General features: G+C 39.4%; 21 protein-coding genes and 1 tRNA gene. 8 read left to right on the top strand and 14 right to left on the bottom strand.

What is annotated here, in order from left to right; translation table 11 throughout:
- Positions 1-95: 95 nt before the first annotated feature.
- From rnr to ACQVV1_RS25350, 5 genes are all read right to left on the bottom strand, one after another.
- Entirely contained in the window at positions 96-2,546 is a 2,451-nt protein-coding gene (gene rnr, locus ACQVV1_RS25370; RefSeq protein WP_242254857.1) for a ribonuclease R, read from the bottom strand.
- Between the two features lie 142 nt (positions 2,547-2,688).
- Positions 2,689-3,429, bottom strand: a complete 741-nt coding sequence (estA, locus tag ACQVV1_RS25365; protein WP_161940515.1) for a carboxylesterase — start codon at positions 3,427-3,429, stop codon at positions 2,689-2,691.
- A 162-nt stretch (positions 3,430-3,591) separates the two neighbouring features.
- Positions 3,592-3,825: a preprotein translocase subunit SecG gene (secG, locus tag ACQVV1_RS25360; RefSeq protein WP_000557263.1), complete on the bottom strand. Its 234-nt coding sequence runs from the start codon at positions 3,823-3,825 to the stop codon at positions 3,592-3,594.
- Between the two features lie 94 nt (positions 3,826-3,919).
- Positions 3,920-4,612: an LrgB family protein gene (locus ACQVV1_RS25355; protein ID WP_063221764.1), complete on the bottom strand. Its 693-nt coding sequence runs from the start codon at positions 4,610-4,612 to the stop codon at positions 3,920-3,922.
- Positions 4,609-4,977, bottom strand: coding sequence for a CidA/LrgA family holin-like protein (locus ACQVV1_RS25350; RefSeq protein ID WP_000673222.1), 369 nt, complete (start codon positions 4,975-4,977; stop codon positions 4,609-4,611). Before ACQVV1_RS25350 ends, ACQVV1_RS25355 begins: the two co-directional genes overlap by 4 nt.
- 321 nt (positions 4,978-5,298) lie before the next feature.
- On the opposite strand from ACQVV1_RS25350, the gene ACQVV1_RS25345 reads away from it, so the two are divergent.
- Positions 5,299-6,249: a nucleoside hydrolase gene (locus ACQVV1_RS25345; RefSeq protein WP_431169677.1), complete on the top strand. Its 951-nt coding sequence runs from the start codon at positions 5,299-5,301 to the stop codon at positions 6,247-6,249.
- Positions 6,250-6,299: 50 nt separating this feature from the next.
- Here the strand turns inward: ACQVV1_RS25345 and eno are convergent, their stop codons facing one another.
- The 9 genes from eno to ACQVV1_RS25300 all read right to left on the bottom strand — a co-directional run bounded on the left by eno (position 6,300) and on the right by ACQVV1_RS25300 (position 15,357).
- Entirely contained in the window at positions 6,300-7,595 is a 1,296-nt protein-coding gene (gene eno, locus ACQVV1_RS25340; RefSeq protein ID WP_060632838.1) for a phosphopyruvate hydratase, read from the bottom strand.
- Between the two features lie 30 nt (positions 7,596-7,625).
- Positions 7,626-9,155 carry a 2,3-bisphosphoglycerate-independent phosphoglycerate mutase gene (gene gpmI / locus ACQVV1_RS25335; protein ID WP_001231144.1) on the bottom strand — a complete coding sequence of 510 codons (1,530 nt, stop codon included), beginning with the start codon at positions 9,153-9,155 and terminating at the stop codon, positions 7,626-7,628.
- A complete protein-coding gene (tpiA, locus tag ACQVV1_RS25330) occupies positions 9,152-9,907 on the bottom strand; it encodes a triose-phosphate isomerase (RefSeq protein ID WP_001231043.1) in 756 nt (251 codons plus the stop codon). Before tpiA ends, gpmI begins: the two co-directional genes overlap by 4 nt.
- A 32-nt stretch (positions 9,908-9,939) precedes the next feature.
- Complete coding sequence (locus tag ACQVV1_RS25325; RefSeq protein ID WP_063221767.1) at positions 9,940-11,124, bottom strand: phosphoglycerate kinase; 1,185 nt, start codon at positions 11,122-11,124, stop codon at positions 9,940-9,942.
- Positions 11,125-11,263: 139 nt separating this feature from the next.
- Complete coding sequence (gene gap / locus ACQVV1_RS25320; RefSeq protein ID WP_000161237.1) at positions 11,264-12,268, bottom strand: type I glyceraldehyde-3-phosphate dehydrogenase; 1,005 nt, start codon at positions 12,266-12,268, stop codon at positions 11,264-11,266.
- Positions 12,269-12,294: 26 nt separating this feature from the next.
- Positions 12,295-13,323 (bottom strand): gapA transcriptional regulator CggR, encoded by a 1,029-nt coding sequence (gene cggR, locus ACQVV1_RS25315; protein ID WP_001258183.1) that lies wholly within the window; start codon positions 13,321-13,323, stop codon positions 12,295-12,297.
- 136 nt (positions 13,324-13,459) lie between these two features.
- Complete coding sequence (locus ACQVV1_RS25310; RefSeq protein WP_063221768.1) at positions 13,460-13,705, bottom strand: glutaredoxin family protein; 246 nt, start codon at positions 13,703-13,705, stop codon at positions 13,460-13,462.
- A 9-nt stretch (positions 13,706-13,714) separates the two neighbouring features.
- Positions 13,715-15,022: an RNA polymerase factor sigma-54 gene (rpoN, locus tag ACQVV1_RS25305; protein ID WP_242254861.1), complete on the bottom strand. Its 1,308-nt coding sequence runs from the start codon at positions 15,020-15,022 to the stop codon at positions 13,715-13,717.
- Between the two features lie 259 nt (positions 15,023-15,281).
- Positions 15,282-15,357 (bottom strand) — tRNA-Arg (locus ACQVV1_RS25300).
- Positions 15,358-15,562: 205 nt separating this feature from the next.
- Here ACQVV1_RS25300 and ACQVV1_RS25295 point away from each other — a divergent pair.
- From ACQVV1_RS25295 to ACQVV1_RS25265, 7 genes are all read left to right on the top strand, one after another.
- Positions 15,563-15,769: a DUF1657 domain-containing protein gene (locus ACQVV1_RS25295; protein WP_000216166.1), complete on the top strand. Its 207-nt coding sequence runs from the start codon at positions 15,563-15,565 to the stop codon at positions 15,767-15,769.
- A 93-nt stretch (positions 15,770-15,862) separates the two neighbouring features.
- Positions 15,863-16,348: a YhcN/YlaJ family sporulation lipoprotein gene (locus ACQVV1_RS25290; RefSeq protein ID WP_001228545.1), complete on the top strand. Its 486-nt coding sequence runs from the start codon at positions 15,863-15,865 to the stop codon at positions 16,346-16,348.
- 29 nt (positions 16,349-16,377) lie between these two features.
- Positions 16,378-16,854: a stage V sporulation protein AC gene (gene spoVAC / locus ACQVV1_RS25285; protein WP_000095399.1), complete on the top strand. Its 477-nt coding sequence runs from the start codon at positions 16,378-16,380 to the stop codon at positions 16,852-16,854.
- Entirely contained in the window at positions 16,855-17,871 is a 1,017-nt protein-coding gene (gene spoVAD / locus ACQVV1_RS25280) for a stage V sporulation protein AD (RefSeq protein ID WP_063221773.1), read from the top strand. It abuts the gene before it with no gap.
- Positions 17,868-18,218 carry a stage V sporulation protein AE gene (gene spoVAE / locus ACQVV1_RS25275; protein WP_000575919.1) on the top strand — a complete coding sequence of 117 codons (351 nt, stop codon included), beginning with the start codon at positions 17,868-17,870 and terminating at the stop codon, positions 18,216-18,218. The genes spoVAD and spoVAE overlap by 4 nt, the downstream gene beginning before the upstream one ends.
- Positions 18,219-18,229: 11 nt before the next feature.
- The gene (locus ACQVV1_RS25270; protein WP_000215914.1) at positions 18,230-18,436 is read left to right on the top strand and encodes a DUF1657 domain-containing protein; all 207 of its coding nucleotides are present in this window, start codon (positions 18,230-18,232) and stop codon (positions 18,434-18,436) included.
- Between the two features lie 20 nt (positions 18,437-18,456).
- Positions 18,457-19,052, top strand: a 596-nt coding sequence (locus tag ACQVV1_RS25265) for a DUF421 domain-containing protein (protein WP_431169675.1), incomplete at its 3' end; no start/stop codon positions are given.

The raw sequence follows: 19,052 nt of genomic DNA, 5'->3' as shown, positions 1-19,052 counted from the left end.
AGCTGGATTCCATAAAAAGCGAAAGTGGCTCGCTCTCAAGCCACCAAGAAAAAAGAAAAAGCCCCGCTTTTCATCAAAGCGAAGCCATCTTTTTCTTACTTACGCTTTTTCTTTTTCTTCTTGAATCCTGGTACGTTTTCGAAGAATGCTTTTTTCTTCTTGCCGTTACCATCTTTTTTCCCTGACTGGCTAGCAGACGTAGATGTGGATGTGGATGCGGATGCGGATCCTCTTCCTTTTCCTGCGCCTTTACCTTTGCCACCACGGTCAAATTTTCTTCCTGTGCCACGTTCTCCGCCGCGCTCATTACTACGCTCGCTACGTCCACCGCGTTTCTTTCTGCCTGTTCTTGGCTGTTCGATAACGACTGGGCGGTCTTTGAATTTACGACGAGGCGTACCTTTCATGCCAACGATTTCAAAGTCGATTGCACGCTCATCTTTGTTTACGTTAATAACGCGAATTGTAATTTCGTCACCAATGCGGAATACGTTACCTGTACGTTCTCCGATCATTGCGAAATGTTGCTCATCATAACGGTAGTAATCATCCGTTAAGTAGCTAACATGTACAAGACCTTCGATTGTATTTGGAAGCTCTACGAATAAACCGAAGTTTGTTACAGAGCTAATCATACCGTCATACTCTTCGCCGATCTTATCAACCATATACTCTGCTTTTTTCATTTCGTCTGTTTCACGTTCTGCTTCAACAGCACGACGCTCCATATTAGAAGAGTGCTCTGCAATCTCAGGTAAGTTTTCACGCCATTTTGCTTGTGTTTCGTTGTCGACTTTACCGTTAATGATGTATTCACGAATTAATCGATGAACAATCGTATCTGGGTAACGACGAATTGGCGACGTGAAATGCGTGTAGAATTCAGTTGATAAACCGAAATGTCCTAAGCTATCCGAATCGTAACGAGCTTGCTTCATTGAACGAAGCATAACTGTTGAGATTACCACTTCTTCCGGTTGCCCTTGAACCATTTCAAGAATTTGTTGTAGTGCGCGAGGATGCACTTCATTCGCACGACCTTTTACTGCATATCCGAAATTCGTTACAAACTCGAAGAAACGCTCTAGCTTATCTTCTTTCGGATCTTCATGGACACGGTACATGAATGGTACGTTCATCCAGTGGAAGTGCTCTGCTACTGTTTCGTTCGCAACAAGCATAAATTCTTCAATTAACTTCTCTGATACAGAACGATCACGCATGACAACATCTGTCGGTTTTCCTTCTTCATCTACTAATACTTTCGCTTCTTTAAAGTCAAAGTCGATTGCACCGCGGCGCATACGTTTTTCACGTAAAATTTGTGCCAATTGACCCATCTCTTTAAACATCGGTACAAGCGGTTCATAGCGCTTGATTAATTCTTCATCCTCGTCTTCTAAAATGCTTCTTACGTCAGCATACGTCATACGCTCTGTCGTTTTAATTACACTTTGGAAAATCTCGTGTTTGACAACGTCACCTAAATTGTTAATTTCCATTTCACAAGATAGTGTCAGACGGTCTACTTTTGGATTTAATGAACAAATACCGTTCGATAGTCGATGCGGAATCATCGGAATTACACGGTCAACAAGATATACACTCGTCGCTCTTTCCGCTGCTTCTACATCAATTGGAGAACCTTCTTGAACGTAATGGCTTACATCCGCAATATGAACGCCAAGCTTGTAGTTACCGTTCTCCAGTTTTGTTACTGTAACAGCGTCATCTAAATCTTTCGCATCTGCACCATCAATTGTTACGATCATTTGGTCACGCAGGTCACGACGATCTTTTAAATCTTCTTCTGAAATCGTTTCTGGTACACTGTTTGCATGTTCCATTACTTCTTCAGGAAATGCTAAAGGTAAGTGATGTTTATGGATGACAGATAAAATATCTACTCCTGGATCATTTTTATGACCTAGAATTTGAATAACTTCACCTTCTGCACTTAAACGATTCTCTGGATAGCTCGTAATTTTCACAACTACTTTATGACCTTCTACAGCACCCATCGATGCACTTTTCAAGATAAAGATATCACTCGTCCAGCGCTTATTGTCAGGTATAACAAACCCAAAGTTTTTCGATTCTGTATATGTACCAACTAATTCTTTCGTGCCACGCTCTAAAATGCGTACAATTGAACCTTCTTGACGCGAACCACTCGATTGGGAACTAAGTCGGGCTAATACTGTATCGCCATGAAGTGCACCGTTTAACTCTGTAGGCGGGATGAAAAGATCATCGTCTCCTGTTTTCTTCTCGTCTGGTACAACGAATGCAAAGCCACGTGCATGTCCAATTAACTTACCGCGTACTAAATTCATCTTTTCAGGAAGACCGTAACGGTTGCTACGGGTACGAATAACAAGTCCCTTCTCTTCCATCATTACAAGTGCCTTTACAAAATCTTTAAAGCCCTCAGAACTTTCAATTCCAAATGCCTCTTCTAACTCTTGTATTGTTAATGGTTTATACGCTTCTTCTCTCATAAATAATAACAACTTATCAATATGTTCTTGTATGATTTCTTCCAAGCAAAAATACCTCCTTTAAAACCTTATATTATTTAGTGTATCCGAAAGATAGGGGATGTATAAAGCGAAAATTCAATACTCCCCTTATGATTTTTACAGTTTTCACAAAAAATTCCTTATGAAAAAAAGAGGCAACTAGATCTTACCAATCTAGTTGCTCCAAGAAGTTATATACATCCTCATGTAGCTCGTCACGTTGCTTATCAAGTGTAATGACATGCGTAGAGTCTTCATACCATTTAATGTCTTTTAACGTTGATTCTACACCGTTATAAATAATGTTCGCACTATCTGTATTAATCATTTCATCATGACGTGCTTGTACAACAAATGTCGGTGCATAAATCATGTCCACATTGTTACGTACGTCAGCAATTAATTGTTGTAATGCTTTTAATGTATTCATCGGTGTCTTTTGGAATTCCAACATTTCTTGTTCAATTTGCTCTGGTGATTTTTGCTCACGCTTTTTATATTCGTGGGCATATGCCAATATACCTTGGTACATCGTTTCTTCACTCTTAATATACATTGGTGCACACATTGGTACTACACCTAAAACCGGTACTGTATAACCTAATTTTAGAGAAAATACGCCGCCAAGTGATAATCCAACGACAGCAATTTTCTCAAAACCTTTATCTTTTAAAAGCTGGTATGCCTCCGTTACATCTTGCCACCAATCTTCAGGACCTGTATGAACAAGCTCTTCTGGTGGTACACCGTGCCCTTTATAAATTGGCGCATGACAAGTATAGCCTTTCTTTTCTAAGAAACGCCCTAACATACGTACATCAGCTGAGTTTCCTGTGAAACCATGTAGTAATAAAACAGCGCGGTCTCCACCCTCAAATGTAAATGGTTTCGGAGATGCTAATTTCATCATGTACTTCTCCTCTTTCTCTTCTGTAATCTAGTCGTATTCTTTCTATATCTTAGTGTACCATATTTATATTTCTATAATCTAATTAGAAACATCTTTCAAATAGCAAAATAAAAAAAGAAGAACCATTAGTACAACTTACTAACGCTTCTTCTTTCAATTCTATAAATTTAAGTACGTTACAGCAATTGTTAATACGAAGAATAGCACAGCTAAAACAATCGTAATACGGTTCAATACCGCTTCAATTCCACGTGCTTTTTGCTTACCAAATAATTGCTCTGCACCGCCTGAAATTGCACCTGAAAGGCCTGAGCTATTACTAGACTGCATAAGTACCATAACAATCATTAAAATCGATACAATAATAAGTAAAACGGATAATAACGTATGCACTTGGCGTACCTCCTACAAAGATTCAGTTATTGTAACTGTAGCATAAATCCTATAGAAAAGCGAGAGCAATAAGGTTGCTCTCGCTTTTCTTCTATTACATAAACATCATTGCAAATAATGGTCCAAGCAAACATGTCAAAATTGCAGTTAATGTCATTGTTACCGATCCAATAACACCTTCATGTTCATTATTTTTCATCGCTCTCATGACGCCCATAATATGAGAAGCACATCCAAATCCGATCCCTTTACCAACTGAGTTTGTAACGCGGCTCCATTTTAATAAAAGCGGTCCTGTAATCGTTCCAGTAATACCTGCAATAACAACGAAAGCTGCTGTTAATGACGGTACACCACCAACTTGCTCTGAAACACTCATCGCAACTGGCATTGTCACCGATTTTGGTAAAGAAGATAAAATTAAGCTTTTATCTGTTCCCATAAGTGATGCAATGGCAAAATCACTTGCAATCGCAACTGTTGTACCTACTAATACACCACCAGCAATCGGCACAATATATTTTTGCAGAACGTGACGTTGTTTATAAAGAGGAATTGCAAATGCTACAACACCGGGTCCCAGCAGTTTTGCAATCCAGCCACCACCACTTTCCATATAATGTTGATATGGTATATCAAGCACGATAAATAAGAAAGCCATTAAACCTGTTGCTACAAGCATTGGAATGGTGAATGGTGTTGGAAATACTTTATAGATTTTTTTAGATAATTGATATAATAGCACCGTAAAAAGAACCCAACCAATTCCGATTAATATTTGGTTCATCGCGACTCTCTTTCCTTTCTATTCGCAAGATATTGTCCTGTATGTCCTGCGACAATAATAATTAAAAATGTACTCGCTACAACTGTAATAAAAAGTGAAATTCCTTTACTCATAAAAAAAGCACCGTAATTCATTAAGCCAAGCGTTGGCGGAATTAATAAAAACGGCATAATAGCAACGAGTGTTTCTGCTCCTAAATCGAACCATTTCACCGGAAGAACTTTTAGGCTAAGTAAAACAAGTAAGAGGAACATCCCAATCAAACTTCCTGGAATCGGAATATTTAACATTTCTTGTACCCAAGTTCCAACCATATAAAAAACGTAAAGAGCAGCAATTTGGACAAGAATCTTTGTAAATTTCATGTTCATCATCCCTCATGTTTATACGATCTTCTCTTAATATCTTTATCATAGTATAAATTGTAAAAAGCTGCAATTTATCAACTTGACAGCAAAAACAGCCTATGTTATACGCTTACAACCTTGATATGACTGTATTTCCAAGAGAAAATTAAGTCAAAAACCTTGACCTAATATAAGAAGTTTTTATTTTCTGAATTTTAAAGGTTGTTATTTCAATAAAATAATCTTTTTCTCCTTAAACTTACATATATATAAAGTGAAACTTTAATCACCTCTCACCAATCGGGCTTTTACGGACCAAACAACATAGGTGGTGAACATATGCCAAAAAAAGTTCTTATTTTTTGTGATCCTGGGATTGATGATACGATGGCTCTCCTCTTAGCATTCTTTATCGATGAAATAGAAATCATCGGTATTGTTGCTGATTACGGCAATGTTCCAAAAGAAATGGCCGTACAAAATGCTCATTTTCTTAAGAACGAAACAAAGAATAGAAATATCAAGATATTCGGTGGTTCAGAACGTCCGCTTACTGGTGCCCCCCCTGCTTTTTTTACAGATGTACACGGGACACAAGGGCTCGGTCCAATTATTCCAAATGGGAATGTGACTAATGGAGAAATGGAGAATTTTTTCGAGGTTATTCCTCTTATTGAACAGTATAAAGATGAATTAATCATTGTAAGTTTAGGAAGACTTACCTCCCTAGCAATTTTGTTTATCATGTGCAAACAGTTAATGAAGCAAATTAAATCTTACTACGTAATGGGCGGTGCCTTTTTACATCCCGGTAATGTTACTCCTATTTCGGAAGCGAACTTTTATGGCGATCCTACTGCCGCTAATATCGTTCTTCAATCCGCAGCTAACATGTACATATACCCGTTAAACGTCACCCAATATTCGGTCATTACATCCGAAATGACCGAATACATTGAAGCAAAAGGAAAAGCCCCACTCGTCAAACCGTTATTCGATCATTATTACTACGGCTATTATAAAGTTGCCTTACCGCATTTAAAGGGAAGCCCCTTTCATGACACAATGCCGATACTCGCTTTATTTGATAACTCTATGTTCACGTATCACAAATCACCTATTGTTGTCATGACGGAATCCTCTGCACAAGGAGCAAGCATTGGGGAATTTCGCTCTTTAGTGAACCAGAAGCCATTTATTGATTGGCCGGTTCATCAAATCGCCATTGATTTTGATTATAACCGTTTCTTTAAACATTTCATGTCACTTATGACGGGTGAACAATTTTAGCACAAAAAAACAGACCGTGATTTCTCACGGTCTGTCGTTATTTTCTACAATTATCGTTTGATGTTATAGAAAGATTTTACACCATCGTAAACAGCTACTTCGCCTAGCTCGTCTTCGATACGTAATAATTGGTTGTACTTAGCAATACGATCCGTACGGCTCATAGAACCAGTTTTGATTTGGCCAGCGTTAGTTGCAACTGCGATGTCAGCGATTGTAGCATCTTCAGTTTCACCAGAACGGTGAGATACAACTGCTGTGTAACCAGCACGTTTAGCCATTTCGATAGCTTCGAAAGTCTCAGTTAAAGTACCGATTTGGTTAACTTTAATTAAGATTGAGTTAGAGATACCTTTTTCGATACCTTCAGCAAGTTTTTGAGTGTTAGTTACGAATAAATCGTCACCAACTAATTGTACTTTATCACCGATACGATCAGTTAATAATTTGTGACCATCCCAGTCGTTTTCGTCTAAACCATCTTCAATAGAGATGATTGGGAAGTCTTTGCAAAGCTCTTCGTAGAAATCAACCATTTCTGCAGAAGTTAAGCCAGTACGGCCTTCACCTGCAAGGTCATATTTACCAGTTTCTTTGTTGTAGAACTCAGAAGAAGCAACGTCCATTCCTAAGAATACGTTCTCGCCAGCTTTGTAACCAGCTTTTTCGATAGCTTCGATGATTACTTCTAGAGCTTCACGGTTAGAACCAAGGTTTGGAGCGAATCCACCTTCGTCACCTACTGCAGTGTTAAGACCTTTGTCATGTAATACAGCTTTAAGTGCATGGAATACTTCAGCACCCATACGGATTGATTCTTTGAATGTTGGAGCACCAACTGGTAAGATCATGAACTCTTGGAAGTCTACGTTGTTATCAGCGTGAGAACCACCGTTGATGATGTTCATCATTGGAGTTGGTAATTGTTTTGCATTGAATCCACCAAGGTAACGGTATAATGGAAGACCTACGAAGTCAGCTGCTGCGTGAGCTACTGCCATAGATACACCAAGGATAGCGTTAGCGCCTAGTTTACCTTTGTTTGGAGTGCCATCTAATTCGATCATAGCACGGTCGATACCAGCTTGGTCAGTTACGTCGAAACCAACGATTTCTGGAGCGATTGCTTCGTTAACGTTGTTTACTGCGTTCATAACACCTTTACCAAGGTAACGAGATTTGTCACCGTCACGTAATTCTACTGCTTCGTGTTCACCAGTAGATGCACCACTTGGTACGATAGCGCGTCCGAAAGCGCCGCTTTCTGTGTAAACTTCTACTTCTACAGTTGGGTTTCCACGAGAGTCAAGGACTTCGCGAGCATAAACATCAATAATTGTTGACATAATAAATTCTCTCCTTTTTATATAAGCAAATTATTTAATAATTGTTTTACCTGTCATTTCTTTCGGTTGTTCCACATTTAAAAGCGTAAGCATTGTTGGGGCGATATCTCCTAAAATACCACCTTCACGAAGCTCTACATCATTTTTTGTAACGATGAAAGGAACCGGGTTAGTTGTATGAGCTGTCATTGGCTCGCCATCAGCAGTTAACTCCTGATCAGCATTACCATGGTCAGCAGTAATAAGTGCTACACCATCTTTTGCAAGAATTGCTTCTACAACTTTTCCTAAACATTCGTCAGTTGCTTCTACTGCTTTAATTGTTGGTTCCATCATCCCAGAATGGCCAACCATATCACAGTTTGCAAAGTTAAGAATGATAACATCATGTTTATCATTTTCGATTTCATTTACTAAAGCGTCCGTTACTTCGTAAATGCTCATTTCAGGTTTCAAGTCATACGTTGCAACCTTCGGTGAGTTAATTAAGATACGCTCTTCTCCTGGGAATTCAGCCTCACGACCACCGCTAAAGAAGAATGTAACGTGCGGATACTTTTCAGTTTCCGCGATGCGAAGTTGCTTTAATCCCGCTTGCGCAACAACTTCACCTAAAGTGTTATCAAGATTCATTGGCTTGAATGCCACGTAACCATCTACAGTTTCACTGAAGTGTGTCATACAAACGAATTCAGGAATGTGAGGTACTTTTTCACCACGATCGAACTCACGGAAATCTTCGTTTGTAAATACACGAGCAATTTGAATTGCACGGTCTGGACGGAAGTTATAGAAGATAACTGCATCATCATCATTGATTGTTGCAACTGGCGTGTTATCTTCGTTAACAATTACAGACGGCAATACGAATTCATCATAGATACCGTTCGCATAAGAGTCTTCTACACACTCTTCTGCTGATTTATAAGTAGGGCCTTCACCATTCACCATAGCACTGTAACATTTTTCAACGCGATCCCAACGCTTGTCACGGTCCATAGAGTAATAACGACCAGAGATAGTCGCGAATTGTCCTACGCCTGTTTCTTTAATTACTTCATTCGTTGCATCGATATAACCTTTTGCTGTTTGTGGTCCAACATCGCGGCCATCTAAGAATGCATGGATATAAACTTTCTCCACGCCTTCTTTTGCTGCTAAGCGAAGAAGAGCAAACATGTGGTTCATGTGACTGTGCACACCACCGTCAGAAAGTAAACCGAATAAATGAAGTGCAGTACCTTTTTCTTTTACGCTTTTAATTGCATTTTGGAACGTTTCGTTCTGATCGAACTCACCTTCACGAATTGCAACGTTTACGCGTGTTAAGCTTTGATATACTATGCGGCCAGCACCGATATTTAAGTGACCAACCTCAGAGTTACCCATTTGACCTTCTGGAAGACCTACTTCCTCACCACAAGCTGTAAGCGTTGTATGAGGGAATTTGTTCCAGTAACCATCAAAATTAGGTTTTTTAGCTTGTGCTACAGCATTCCCGTGAGTTTCTTCACGTAGTCCGAAACCGTCAAGGATGATTAAAGCTGTTGGCTTTCTCATTTTACCGCCCCCAGAAGACCTAAGAACGAAGCAGGCTCTAAGCTAGCACCGCCAACTAAAGCGCCGTCGATGTCAGATTGTGCCATATACTCTTTAATGTTTTCTGGTTTTACGCTACCGCCGTATTGAATACGAACAGCTTCTGCAGCTTCTGTAGAAACAGCTTCTGCAACAACTTTACGGATGTGCGCACATACTTCATTTGCATCTGCAGAAGAAGAAGATTTACCTGTACCGATAGCCCAAATTGGCTCATAAGCGATAACAGTTGCTTTAACTTGCTCTTCTGTTAAGCCTGCAAGTGCTTTAGTCACTTGACCTGCTACTAGATCAAATGTTTTTCCGCTTTCGCGCTCTTCTAAAGTCTCACCACAACATACGATTGGTGTTAAACCATGTTCAAATGCTGCAAGAGTCTTTTTGTTTACTGATTCGTCTGTTTCAGCAAACATTTCACGACGCTCAGAGTGGCCAAGTACTACGTAGCCTACTTTTAAGTCGCTAAGTGCTACTGGGCTAATTTCGCCAGTGAATGCACCATTTTTTTCGAAGTGCATGTTTTGTGCACCTACTTGTAAGTCAGTTCCTTCAGTTGCTGCTACTAAGCGCTCTAAGAATAGAGCTGGAGAGCAAACTACTGCATCAACAGCTGAAGCTGCTGGGATTTGACCTTTAACTTCCTCTACGAAGCTAACTGCTTCAGATAGAGTTTTATTCATTTTCCAGTTACCTGCGATAATTGGTTTACGCATGCTTTGCACCGTCCTTTTTCTTTGGCTGCTACTTATTTGTCGTTAAGACAAACTACACCTGGAAGCTCTTTACCTTCCATGAATTCTAATGACGCACCGCCGCCAGTAGAAATGTGGCTCATTTTATCAGCCATACCGAATTTTTCAACAGCTGCTGCAGAGTCACCACCGCCGATAACAGAGTATGTACCTTCTGCATCTGCTAATGCTTGTCCTACTGCTTTTGTACCTTCTGCGAATGGAGTCATTTCGAATACACCCATTGGTCCATTCCATACAACAAGCTTAGAGTTTTTAATTACATCTGCATAAATTTCACGTGTTTTAGGACCGATGTCCACGCCTTCCCAGTTAGAAGGGATAGAGTCGATACCAACGATTTTAGTTGTTGCAGTTTCAGAGAATTCCTCAGTGATTACAACATCAACTGGCATGTAGAAGTTTACGCCTTTTTCTTTTGCAAGTTGCATAAATTCTTTAGCTAGTTCAATCTTGTCGTCTTCACATAGAGATAGACCAATTTCATGACCTAAAGCTTTAACGAATGTGTAAGCAAGTCCGCCACCGATGATTAAGTTATCTACTTTGTCTAATAGATGACGAATTACACCGATTTTATCTTTTACTTTCGCACCACCAATGATAGCTGTGAATGGACGTTCTGGGTTAGAAAGTGCTTTACCTAATACATCTAACTCTTTTTCCATTAATAAACCAGATACTGCTGGTAGGTAGTCTGCGATTCCTGCTGTAGAAGCATGAGCACGGTGAGCTGCACCGAATGCATCGTTTACGAAGATATCAGCAAGAGCTGCAAATTCTTTCGCAAGTTCTGCATCGTTCTTTTCTTCGCCCGCATAGAAACGTACGTTTTCAAGAACTAATACGTCGCCTTCGTTCATTGCTGCAACCATTTCTTGTGCAACTGGTCCGAATGCTTCGTCCGCTTTTTTAACATCTTTACCAAGAAGCTCGCCTAAACGTGCTGCTACTGGAGTAAGACGTAATTCTTCTACTGCTTGACCTTTTGGACGGCCTAAGTGGCTTGCTAAAATAACTTTCGCACCTTGCTCTACTAAATATTGAATTGTAGGAAGAGCTGCACGGATACGAGTTTCATCTGTAATTTTGCCTTCTTTCATAGGTACGTTGAAGTCAACGCGGCAAAATACACGCTTACCTTTTAAATCTACGTCACGAATTGATTTTTTGTTCATTGGATTTCCCTCCGACTACTAGTTAGGATTGACAAAACCCACTCAAAAGCTTAACACATTTGCTTTTAAAACGAAAGAAGAGAGAGAGGGAACAAACCCTCTCCCTCGTTTTGTCATTGATAACTTATATAATTAAGAATTAAAGACCTTTTGAAGTCATGTAAGCTGCTAAGTCTACTACGCGGTTAGAGTAACCAGTTTCGTTATCGTACCAAGAAAGTACTTTAACCATGTTACCTTCCATTACCATTGTAGATAATGCATCGATTGTAGAAGAAGCTGTACATCCGTTATAGTCGATAGATACTAATGGCTCTTCGCTGTATCCAAGGATACCTTTTAATTCGCCTTCAGAAGCTGCTTTGAATGCTGCGTTTACTTCTTCAACTGTTACTTCTTTGTCAAGTTCAACAACTAAGTCAACAAGAGAAACGTTAGCAGTTGGAACACGTACAGCGCCACCGTTTAATTTACCTTTAAGTTCTGGTAATACTAATGCTACAGCTTTAGCTGCACCAGTAGATGTTGGAATCATGTTTTCAGCTGCTGCACGAGCACGACGTAAATCTTTGTGTGGTAAGTCTAAGATTTGTTGGTCGTTAGTGTAAGAGTGAATTGTTGTCATCATTCCGCGTTTTACGCCGAATTTTTCGTTTAATACTTTAGCGAATGGAGCTAGACAGTTTGTAGTACAAGAAGCGTTAGATACTACGTTGTGGTTAGCTGCATCGTATTGTTCGTGGTTAACACCCATAACTACAGTGATATCTTCGTCAGAAGCTGGAGCTGAGATGATAACTTTCTTAACTGATCCACCTAAGTGTTTCTCAGCGTCTGATTTTTTAGTGAAACGACCAGTAGATTCTACTACTACTTCTACTCCGTAGTCGCTCCATGGTAGTTGAGCTGGGTCACGCTCAGCAATAACTTTAATTTCTTTACCGTTAACAACGATGCTGTTTTCGTTAGCAGATACTTCTGCATTTAAAGTTCCGTGAACTGTGTCATATTTTAAAAGGTGAGCTAATGTTTTAGCATCTGTTAAGTCGTTGATTGCTACTACTTCTACCTCAGAGTTGTTAAGAGCTGCGCGGAATACGTTACGTCCGATACGTCCAAATCCATTAATACCAATTTTAGTCATTTGAATTTCCTCCTTGGGGGATTATATTAAAGGGTAATACCCTTTGTTAACTGTTTTGCTGCACCTTCATCTGTAATTAGAATTGAAGTGTGCCCTTGTTTAATTACAGCCTGTATTGCCTTTGCCTTTGAAGAACCTCCAGCGACTGCAACAACGTGAGATACATGTTGTAAATCCTCTAGTTGCATACCAACTGTTCTTACTTTATGAACAACATTTCCTTGTTCATTAAAGTAGTAACCGAAAGCTTCGCCAACTGCTTCACTTGCCTGAATCTTTAACCAATCTGCTTCTGAAGTATTTCTGCGACGTGCCATTGTTAACGCATCACCTATTCCATGAATGACGATATTGGAAGATCGAATCAACTCAAGAACTTCTTTCACGGAAGGCTCTGTCACAATAGACGCATATGCTTCGCTACTAACATGGTCTGGAACATACAACAAGCGATAATTACTCATCGTATTTTGCGCCATTTTGGCACAAATGGTATTGGCTTCTAACTCAACACCTTCTCCAATTCCACCACGCGCTGGGACAAATAGCATATGTAAATCTTTGCAATCAAGCTGCATCATGTCCGCAGCAGCAGCTAGCGTAGTTCCTCCAGCCACAGCAACGATATTATTCGCTGTCAGACGGTCTTTTATACAAGTCACACAAGCACGGCCCATCTCCAGTTTGACCCAAGGTGATTCATCACTATCACCAGGGACAACGAAAACTTCATCCAAGTCTAATGTTTCCTTAAGTTGCTTTTCTAAAACCTTTAACCCGGAAATTTCTTTCATAAAGTCTTCCAAAGCAAGAACTAAAGCTGTTCCTTCTTCTGTCAAAGTCATTCCAGAAGAAGCGACGTGAACTAAGTTTTGTTCTTTCAAAACTTGAACTTCACTTCGCAATACTCGTTCTGTCATACCGAGACTTGCTGATAAGTTTCTTCTTCCAATCGGCTGCATGAGCCTAATGTATTGAAGAATTTGCATTCTCGTTTGCATAACAGGTAGCAGATCAGGTAATAATTTTTTTGTGTTCTGAATCCATGAGCGCATATCTTTTCTCCTCACTACATTGGTTCATTTTTCCTCGGTGGTCACTTTACGTCCCGTAGTGACATTTTGTGTCCCACATAGGTTAAAAAAATAATCCCTGCTACGTGTATTATTGTAACAGGAGATAGAAACTTATTCAACTCTTAACTGCATTCTTTATATAGTTTATTATGACACCTTTGTGAATGTTACCATATTCTACTTGTTTTCCGTCTATTTCTACAACCGGAATCATTAAGTGATATTTTTCTAAAAGGTCATTATCTTCATATATATCTATTTCCTCGATTTGAAAAGAATATTCACATTGTACTTCCTGCAAAACTTCTTTTGCCTGCACGCAAAGACCACAATCTTTTTTTGTATACAGTACAACTTTCATCTTCTTCACCTATCCAATCGTTTTTCGTAATGACGAAGCTGGAATATGCATTTGTTCTCTATACTTCGCCACCGTTCTTCGAGAAATAACGATTTCATGCTCTTCTTCTAATAATTTTGAAATCTTTTGATCTGAAAGTGGCTTTTTCTTATCCTCTGCCTCAACAAGCGTTTGAATAAACTGTTTTACACGTTTTGTAGAAACTGCTTCATCTTCAGTCGTTGAAACAGCATTACTAAAGAACGATTTCATCTCAAATAAACCATGTGGTGTTTGCACATATTTATTTCGCGTTGCACGACTAATTGTAGATTCATGCACACTTAACTCTTCCGCCACCTCTTTTAAAGCAAGCGGTTTTAAATACGCTGGACCTTCCCAAAAGAAATCACGTTGTTTTTCCATAATAATAGTCATTACTTGCAGCAATGTCTGTTTTCTCTGTTTCAAACTGCGCATGATCCACTGCACATGCTGATACTTTTCTGATACGTAAGATGCTACTTCACTTTCGCTATTATTAAGAAGCGCACTATACTCAGAATGAATTTCAATTCTTGGCATATTTCTCTCATTCATCTGTAAAACGAGACGATCGCCATCTTTTTTCACCGCCATATCAGGCACAATATAAAGTGGTTTATCAGAAGAAAACGCAAGACCTGGTTTTGGTTGTAATGACGTTATACAATTTACCGCATCCTGCAATTCTTCATTACTACACTTCAACACTTGAACAAGCTTTCGCCAATCTTTCTTCACGAAATAAGCGAAATGATCTTCCACAACCTCTTCTGCTAATCCATTTCGTCTTTGTAAGCGCTTCAATTGCAAAGTTAGACATTCCTGAATATTACGCGCGCCTACCCCTGCTGGCTCGAGTGATTGGACAAGCTCTACAGAGCGGTCAACTACATGAAGCGGTGCGGAAAGGAGGCTCGCTAACTCCTCGTTCGTTTCTTGTAAATATCCATTTCCATCCATGTTCATAATAATGAAAGAAGCTGCTTTTCGCTCTTCTTCCTCTATTTTATAATACTGTATTTGATTTAATAAATGTTGCTGAATCGTTGTAGAATCCACACTGTAGATTTCCATCTGATTCTCGACTTGTTTGCTGGTACTTTTACTTGTGTTAGAGCTCTTTTTCTTCTCCCTCTCAAAACCACCTAACTCAATAAGGGGATTCTCTAACGATTGCTCATACAAAAACTCCGATAATTCTTGTACATTATACTGGAGCATTGTAATCGCTTGCCTTAACTCTTGTGTCATTGCCAAACGTAAGCTTTGTTCTTGTAAAAGACTTGCCTTCAAACTAATCTCCCCCTTGTTTCTATTGTACAATAAGTTTGGTAAAAGGAGAATGCTATCACAGACACCCATTCCAAAATATTATTAATTTATATGTATTAATGAGATTTACAACTTACAACCGAAATTTGAATAATATTGAAAGAAAATATTAAGGCCAAAAAATTATTACCAAGTACTAATAGTAAATCTTATCACTAGATATAACAAGAGAGAAATAAAAAAAGTCCTAACCTACAAAACGTAAGTTAAGACTTTTTGACGCGCCCAGAGGGATTCGAACCCCCGGCAGACGTGGTACCGGAAACCACCGCTCTATCCGACTGAGCTATGGGCGCATGATTATAAAATACACTTCATTTTCTTCTCATAATAATAGCAATAAAATCCATCTAAATCAATAAAAATATCCCCATAATCCTTTATGCAACTTAGTTATGATTACATCAACAAAGCACCATCCCCTAAATTTTCCAATCATAAATTCACCCCAACTCACAAATTATAATCTTTGAATTGATATTCCAAAGGGGGCTTCATTCAATGACTGTAATTACGAAACTAAAGCAAACTGTTTCTGGATTAAAAAGTGCACAAGCTAGCTTAGAGGGATTCGCTCTTGATACGGATAACCAACAAGCTAAGCAACTTTTCCAAACAGCTGCGCAGCAAACACAAACGATTATCGATTCTTTAAACCCTCGCGTTGAAGAAGTCCAACAAGAAGAACCACAATACTCACAGCAATAACGGATTCGTCATGCTGTGAAATAGAAAAAGGATGATATGCAGTCATCCTTTTTCTATCACATTACATATTGCAATAGAAATGGAATGATAATTATGCGAAAACTCGGCCTCATAACCGCATTATTTGCCCTTCTATTTAGCTCTTTTACCGGATGTGATAATAGTCCCTTAGATAAAAAAGTGAAAGAAGAAGCAAAACGAACGGAGAAAGAGAAAGGTCCCAAATTAACAAAGACAAGTACGGAATCCTTTAATCAATCTATATCACAAGGAGCAAAAAAAAGAGCTCTCGCTATGGATGAAATTATAAAAAGCACAGCAGTAAATTCAAATTTAGATCTCTACATAGCAGTTACACCGGAGCATCACGAAAGGTTTGGATTAAAACCTCTTCGTAAGAAGCTTCAAAAGCAGCTAAGTGATGAGCATCCTACTTTCGATGTTCGTGTCAGTACAGATAAAAAAATCTTTATGTTACTCGAAAAACTCGAAAGAAAAATTAAGGAAAAAGAAGTATCTAAAGATGAAATTAATAAACAATTAAAATTCATTGGGAAAAAAATGGAGTCTAACACTTAACGCTTTTTTTAAGAAAAGGAAGGATTGCAATGTCTAGTAAAGATAAAAACTTAACCCCTGTGCAACAGGAGTATAAAAAATTCGAACAAGAACGAGAACCGAAGCGCCCTGTCTTGAAAAATTGTATAAAAGCCTTTTTCGTCGGTGGTTTTATTTGCTTCATCGGACAACTCATTTCTACATTTTATATCACATATTTTGATTTCACTGAACGCTCAGCGGGAAATCCAACAGTCGCAACTCTTATTTTCATCTCCATGTTACTAACTGGATTTGGTATATATGATCGTTTTGGACAGTTTGCCGGAGCAGGCACAGCTGTACCTGTCACTGGATTTGGTAACTCTGTTATTGCCGCATGTATCGAACACCGAACGGAAGGTTTTGTCCTCGGTGTTGGCGGTAACATGTTTAAATTAGCTGGTTCTGTTATTTTATTTGGTGTATTTTCCGCTTTCGTCATCGCACTTATTAAAACGATTCTCGTTCAATGGGGAGGGCTATAAATGTTACAAGGACACCGAACATGGGTATTTGAAAACAAACCAGTTATTATTTCGACGGGAGTCGTTGGCGGGCCGTTTGAAGCTAAAGGAAAAATTCCAGAAGACTTCGATACCCTCCATGAAGATTTATGGCTCGGACAAGATTCCTATGAAAAAGCACATAAAATTTTGTTCGAAGAGGCTTGTAGCCGCGCTACTGAAAAAGCAAAACTTCGTAAAGATGATATTCAATTTGTACTCGCAGGCGATTTAATTAATCAAATTACCCCTACAAGCTTTGCTTGCCGTACACTGGGCACTCCTTATCTCGGACTATTCGGCGCTTGTTCTACTTCTATGGAAGGTTTAGCACTTGGAGCAAGTATCGTAAATGCAAAAGGCGCAAAATATTTATTAACCGGTGCATCAAGTCATAATACAGCTGTGGAAAAACAGTTCCGCTATCCTACCGAATATGGCGGGCAAAAACCACCTACCGCGCAGTGGACAGTAACCGGAGCAGGAGCCGCTATTTTAAGCGATACGGGACACGGTCCTAGGGTAACATCTGCCACAATCGGACGAGTGGTTGATATGGGATTAACAGATCCTTTTAATATGGGAGGTGCAATGGCTCCAGCTGCCGTTGATACAATTGAAGCCCATTTACGCGAACGCCAAATTGATGCCTCTTACTACGATTTAATCGTAACAGGCGACCTCGGACATGTCGGTCGCGAAATCGCTTATGACTTACTACATAAACACGGAACAAAAGTAACGAGCGAACAGTTTCAAGATTGTGGGTTACTCATTTATAGAGAAGGGCAACCTGTTATCGCTGGTGCTAGCGGACCAGGATGCTCTGCAACAGTCGTATACGGTCACTTATTAAACCGAATGAAAAGAGGAGAGTTTAAAAAAATACTTGTCGTTGCGACAGGCGCCTTGCTATCTCCACTTACATTCCAACAAGAAGAAACGATTCCGTGTATCGCTCATGCCGTTTCGATTGAATTTGGAGGTGCAATGCAATGATTTTTTTCTGGGCTTTCGTCATTGGTGGACTCATATGTGTAATCGGGCAACTTATGTTTGATGTCGGCAAGCTAACACCAGCTCATACAATGGCAACACTCGTTGTTGCCGGAGCTATATTAGATGGATTCAATTTGTATGAACCATTAATTGACTTCGCTGGAGCTGGGGCAACCGTACCTATTACAAGCTTCGGTAATGCCCTTGTTCACGGTGCAATGGAAGAAGCTGCAAAACATGGCATCGTTGGCGTTATTACTGGCATGTTTAAAGTAACGAGCGCCGGTGTGTCAGCAGCTATTATTTTCGGCTTCATCGGAGCATTGCTATTCAAACCGAAAGGATAAGAGGTGTTTGTATGACTGTTATCGCTAGCGTAAAAACCTGCCTTGCTAGTGTAAGAGGAGCTCAAGCAAGCTTAAGCTCCCTTTCGCTAAATTCTACAGACGATGAAGCAAAACGCGTATTTCATGAATGTATGTTAGAAATGGACAGCATCATCGCTGATTTACAAAATAGAGTTTCCGTATTAGAACGTGAAGAACCTCAATATAAAGGGTTTTAAGTAGACTGGAGGAAATGACTATGTCTCACCTGCCGGAATGGACACTGGTCATTCTTCGCTCTGTATTCATATTAATCATTTTATTCACTATTACAAAATGCTTAGGAAAAAGGCAAATCTCCCAACTTTCCTTTTTTGAATACATAGCAGGAATGACAATCGGTGATATCGCCGCTCAAATAGCTACAGGGCTTGATCAAAAGTTTTTCCATGGTGTTTTTGCCATACTTATTTTCGCCTCAGTACCCTTTTTTGTCGGAATTCTCTCCCTAAAAAACAAAACTGCTAGAGATTTTTTTGAAGGGAAGTCTACAGTGTTAATAAAAGATGGCAAAGTACTTGAGGATAATTTAAAACAAGAAAAATATACAAGTGATGAGTTACTTGAACTTCTTAGAGGAAATGGTGCATTCAGTATAGCTGAAGTCGAATTTGCTGTCTTAGAACCAAGCGGAGAATTAAATGTATTATTAAAGAAAGATTCTCAACCACTTACTGCAAAAGATCTCGGTTTAAAAGTGCCGAATGAAAAAGAACCGCAAACTGTTATTATGGATGGCAATGTACTAGATGAACCTCTTTCAGCAAGCGGGCATAACCGCGCTTGGTTGCATTC

The sequence above is a fragment of the Bacillus basilensis genome, from assembly GCF_050630465.1.
GTDB classification, from domain to species: Bacteria; Bacillota; Bacilli; order Bacillales; family Bacillaceae_G; genus Bacillus_A; species Bacillus_A basilensis.
The sequence above is the reverse complement of the archived record's forward strand: the minus strand, read 5'-3'. Positions and strand labels throughout refer to the sequence as shown.

What these genes read in the sequence shown, in the direction of transcription:
- ACQVV1_RS25325 (WP_063221767.1), bottom strand. Translation starts at nt 11,124, where the DNA reads ATGAACAAAAAATCAATTCGTGACGTAGATTTAAAAGGTAAGCGTGTA.
- ACQVV1_RS25355 (WP_063221764.1), bottom strand. Translation starts at nt 4,612, where the DNA reads ATGAACCAAATATTAATCGGAATTGGTTGGGTTCTTTTTACGGTGCTA.
- ACQVV1_RS25350 (WP_000673222.1), bottom strand. Translation starts at nt 4,977, where the DNA reads ATGAAATTTACAAAGATTCTTGTCCAAATTGCTGCTCTTTACGTTTTT.
- ACQVV1_RS25345 (WP_431169677.1), top strand. Translation starts at nt 5,299, where the DNA reads ATGCCAAAAAAAGTTCTTATTTTTTGTGATCCTGGGATTGATGATACG.
- ACQVV1_RS25290 (WP_001228545.1), top strand. Translation starts at nt 15,863, where the DNA reads ATGCGAAAACTCGGCCTCATAACCGCATTATTTGCCCTTCTATTTAGC.
- spoVAE (WP_000575919.1), top strand. Translation starts at nt 17,868, where the DNA reads ATGATTTTTTTCTGGGCTTTCGTCATTGGTGGACTCATATGTGTAATC.
- eno (WP_060632838.1), bottom strand. Translation starts at nt 7,595, where the DNA reads ATGTCAACAATTATTGATGTTTATGCTCGCGAAGTCCTTGACTCTCGT.
- spoVAC (WP_000095399.1), top strand. Translation starts at nt 16,378, where the DNA reads ATGTCTAGTAAAGATAAAAACTTAACCCCTGTGCAACAGGAGTATAAA.
- ACQVV1_RS25295 (WP_000216166.1), top strand. Translation starts at nt 15,563, where the DNA reads ATGACTGTAATTACGAAACTAAAGCAAACTGTTTCTGGATTAAAAAGT.
- cggR (WP_001258183.1), bottom strand. Translation starts at nt 13,323, where the DNA reads ATGCGCTCATGGATTCAGAACACAAAAAAATTATTACCTGATCTGCTA.
- spoVAD (WP_063221773.1), top strand. Translation starts at nt 16,855, where the DNA reads ATGTTACAAGGACACCGAACATGGGTATTTGAAAACAAACCAGTTATT.
- estA (WP_161940515.1), bottom strand. Translation starts at nt 3,429, where the DNA reads ATGAAATTAGCATCTCCGAAACCATTTACATTTGAGGGTGGAGACCGC.
- ACQVV1_RS25270 (WP_000215914.1), top strand. Translation starts at nt 18,230, where the DNA reads ATGACTGTTATCGCTAGCGTAAAAACCTGCCTTGCTAGTGTAAGAGGA.
- tpiA (WP_001231043.1), bottom strand. Translation starts at nt 9,907, where the DNA reads ATGCGTAAACCAATTATCGCAGGTAACTGGAAAATGAATAAAACTCTA.
- gap (WP_000161237.1), bottom strand. Translation starts at nt 12,268, where the DNA reads ATGACTAAAATTGGTATTAATGGATTTGGACGTATCGGACGTAACGTA.
- gpmI (WP_001231144.1), bottom strand. Translation starts at nt 9,155, where the DNA reads ATGAGAAAGCCAACAGCTTTAATCATCCTTGACGGTTTCGGACTACGT.
- ACQVV1_RS25310 (WP_063221768.1), bottom strand. Translation starts at nt 13,705, where the DNA reads ATGAAAGTTGTACTGTATACAAAAAAAGATTGTGGTCTTTGCGTGCAG.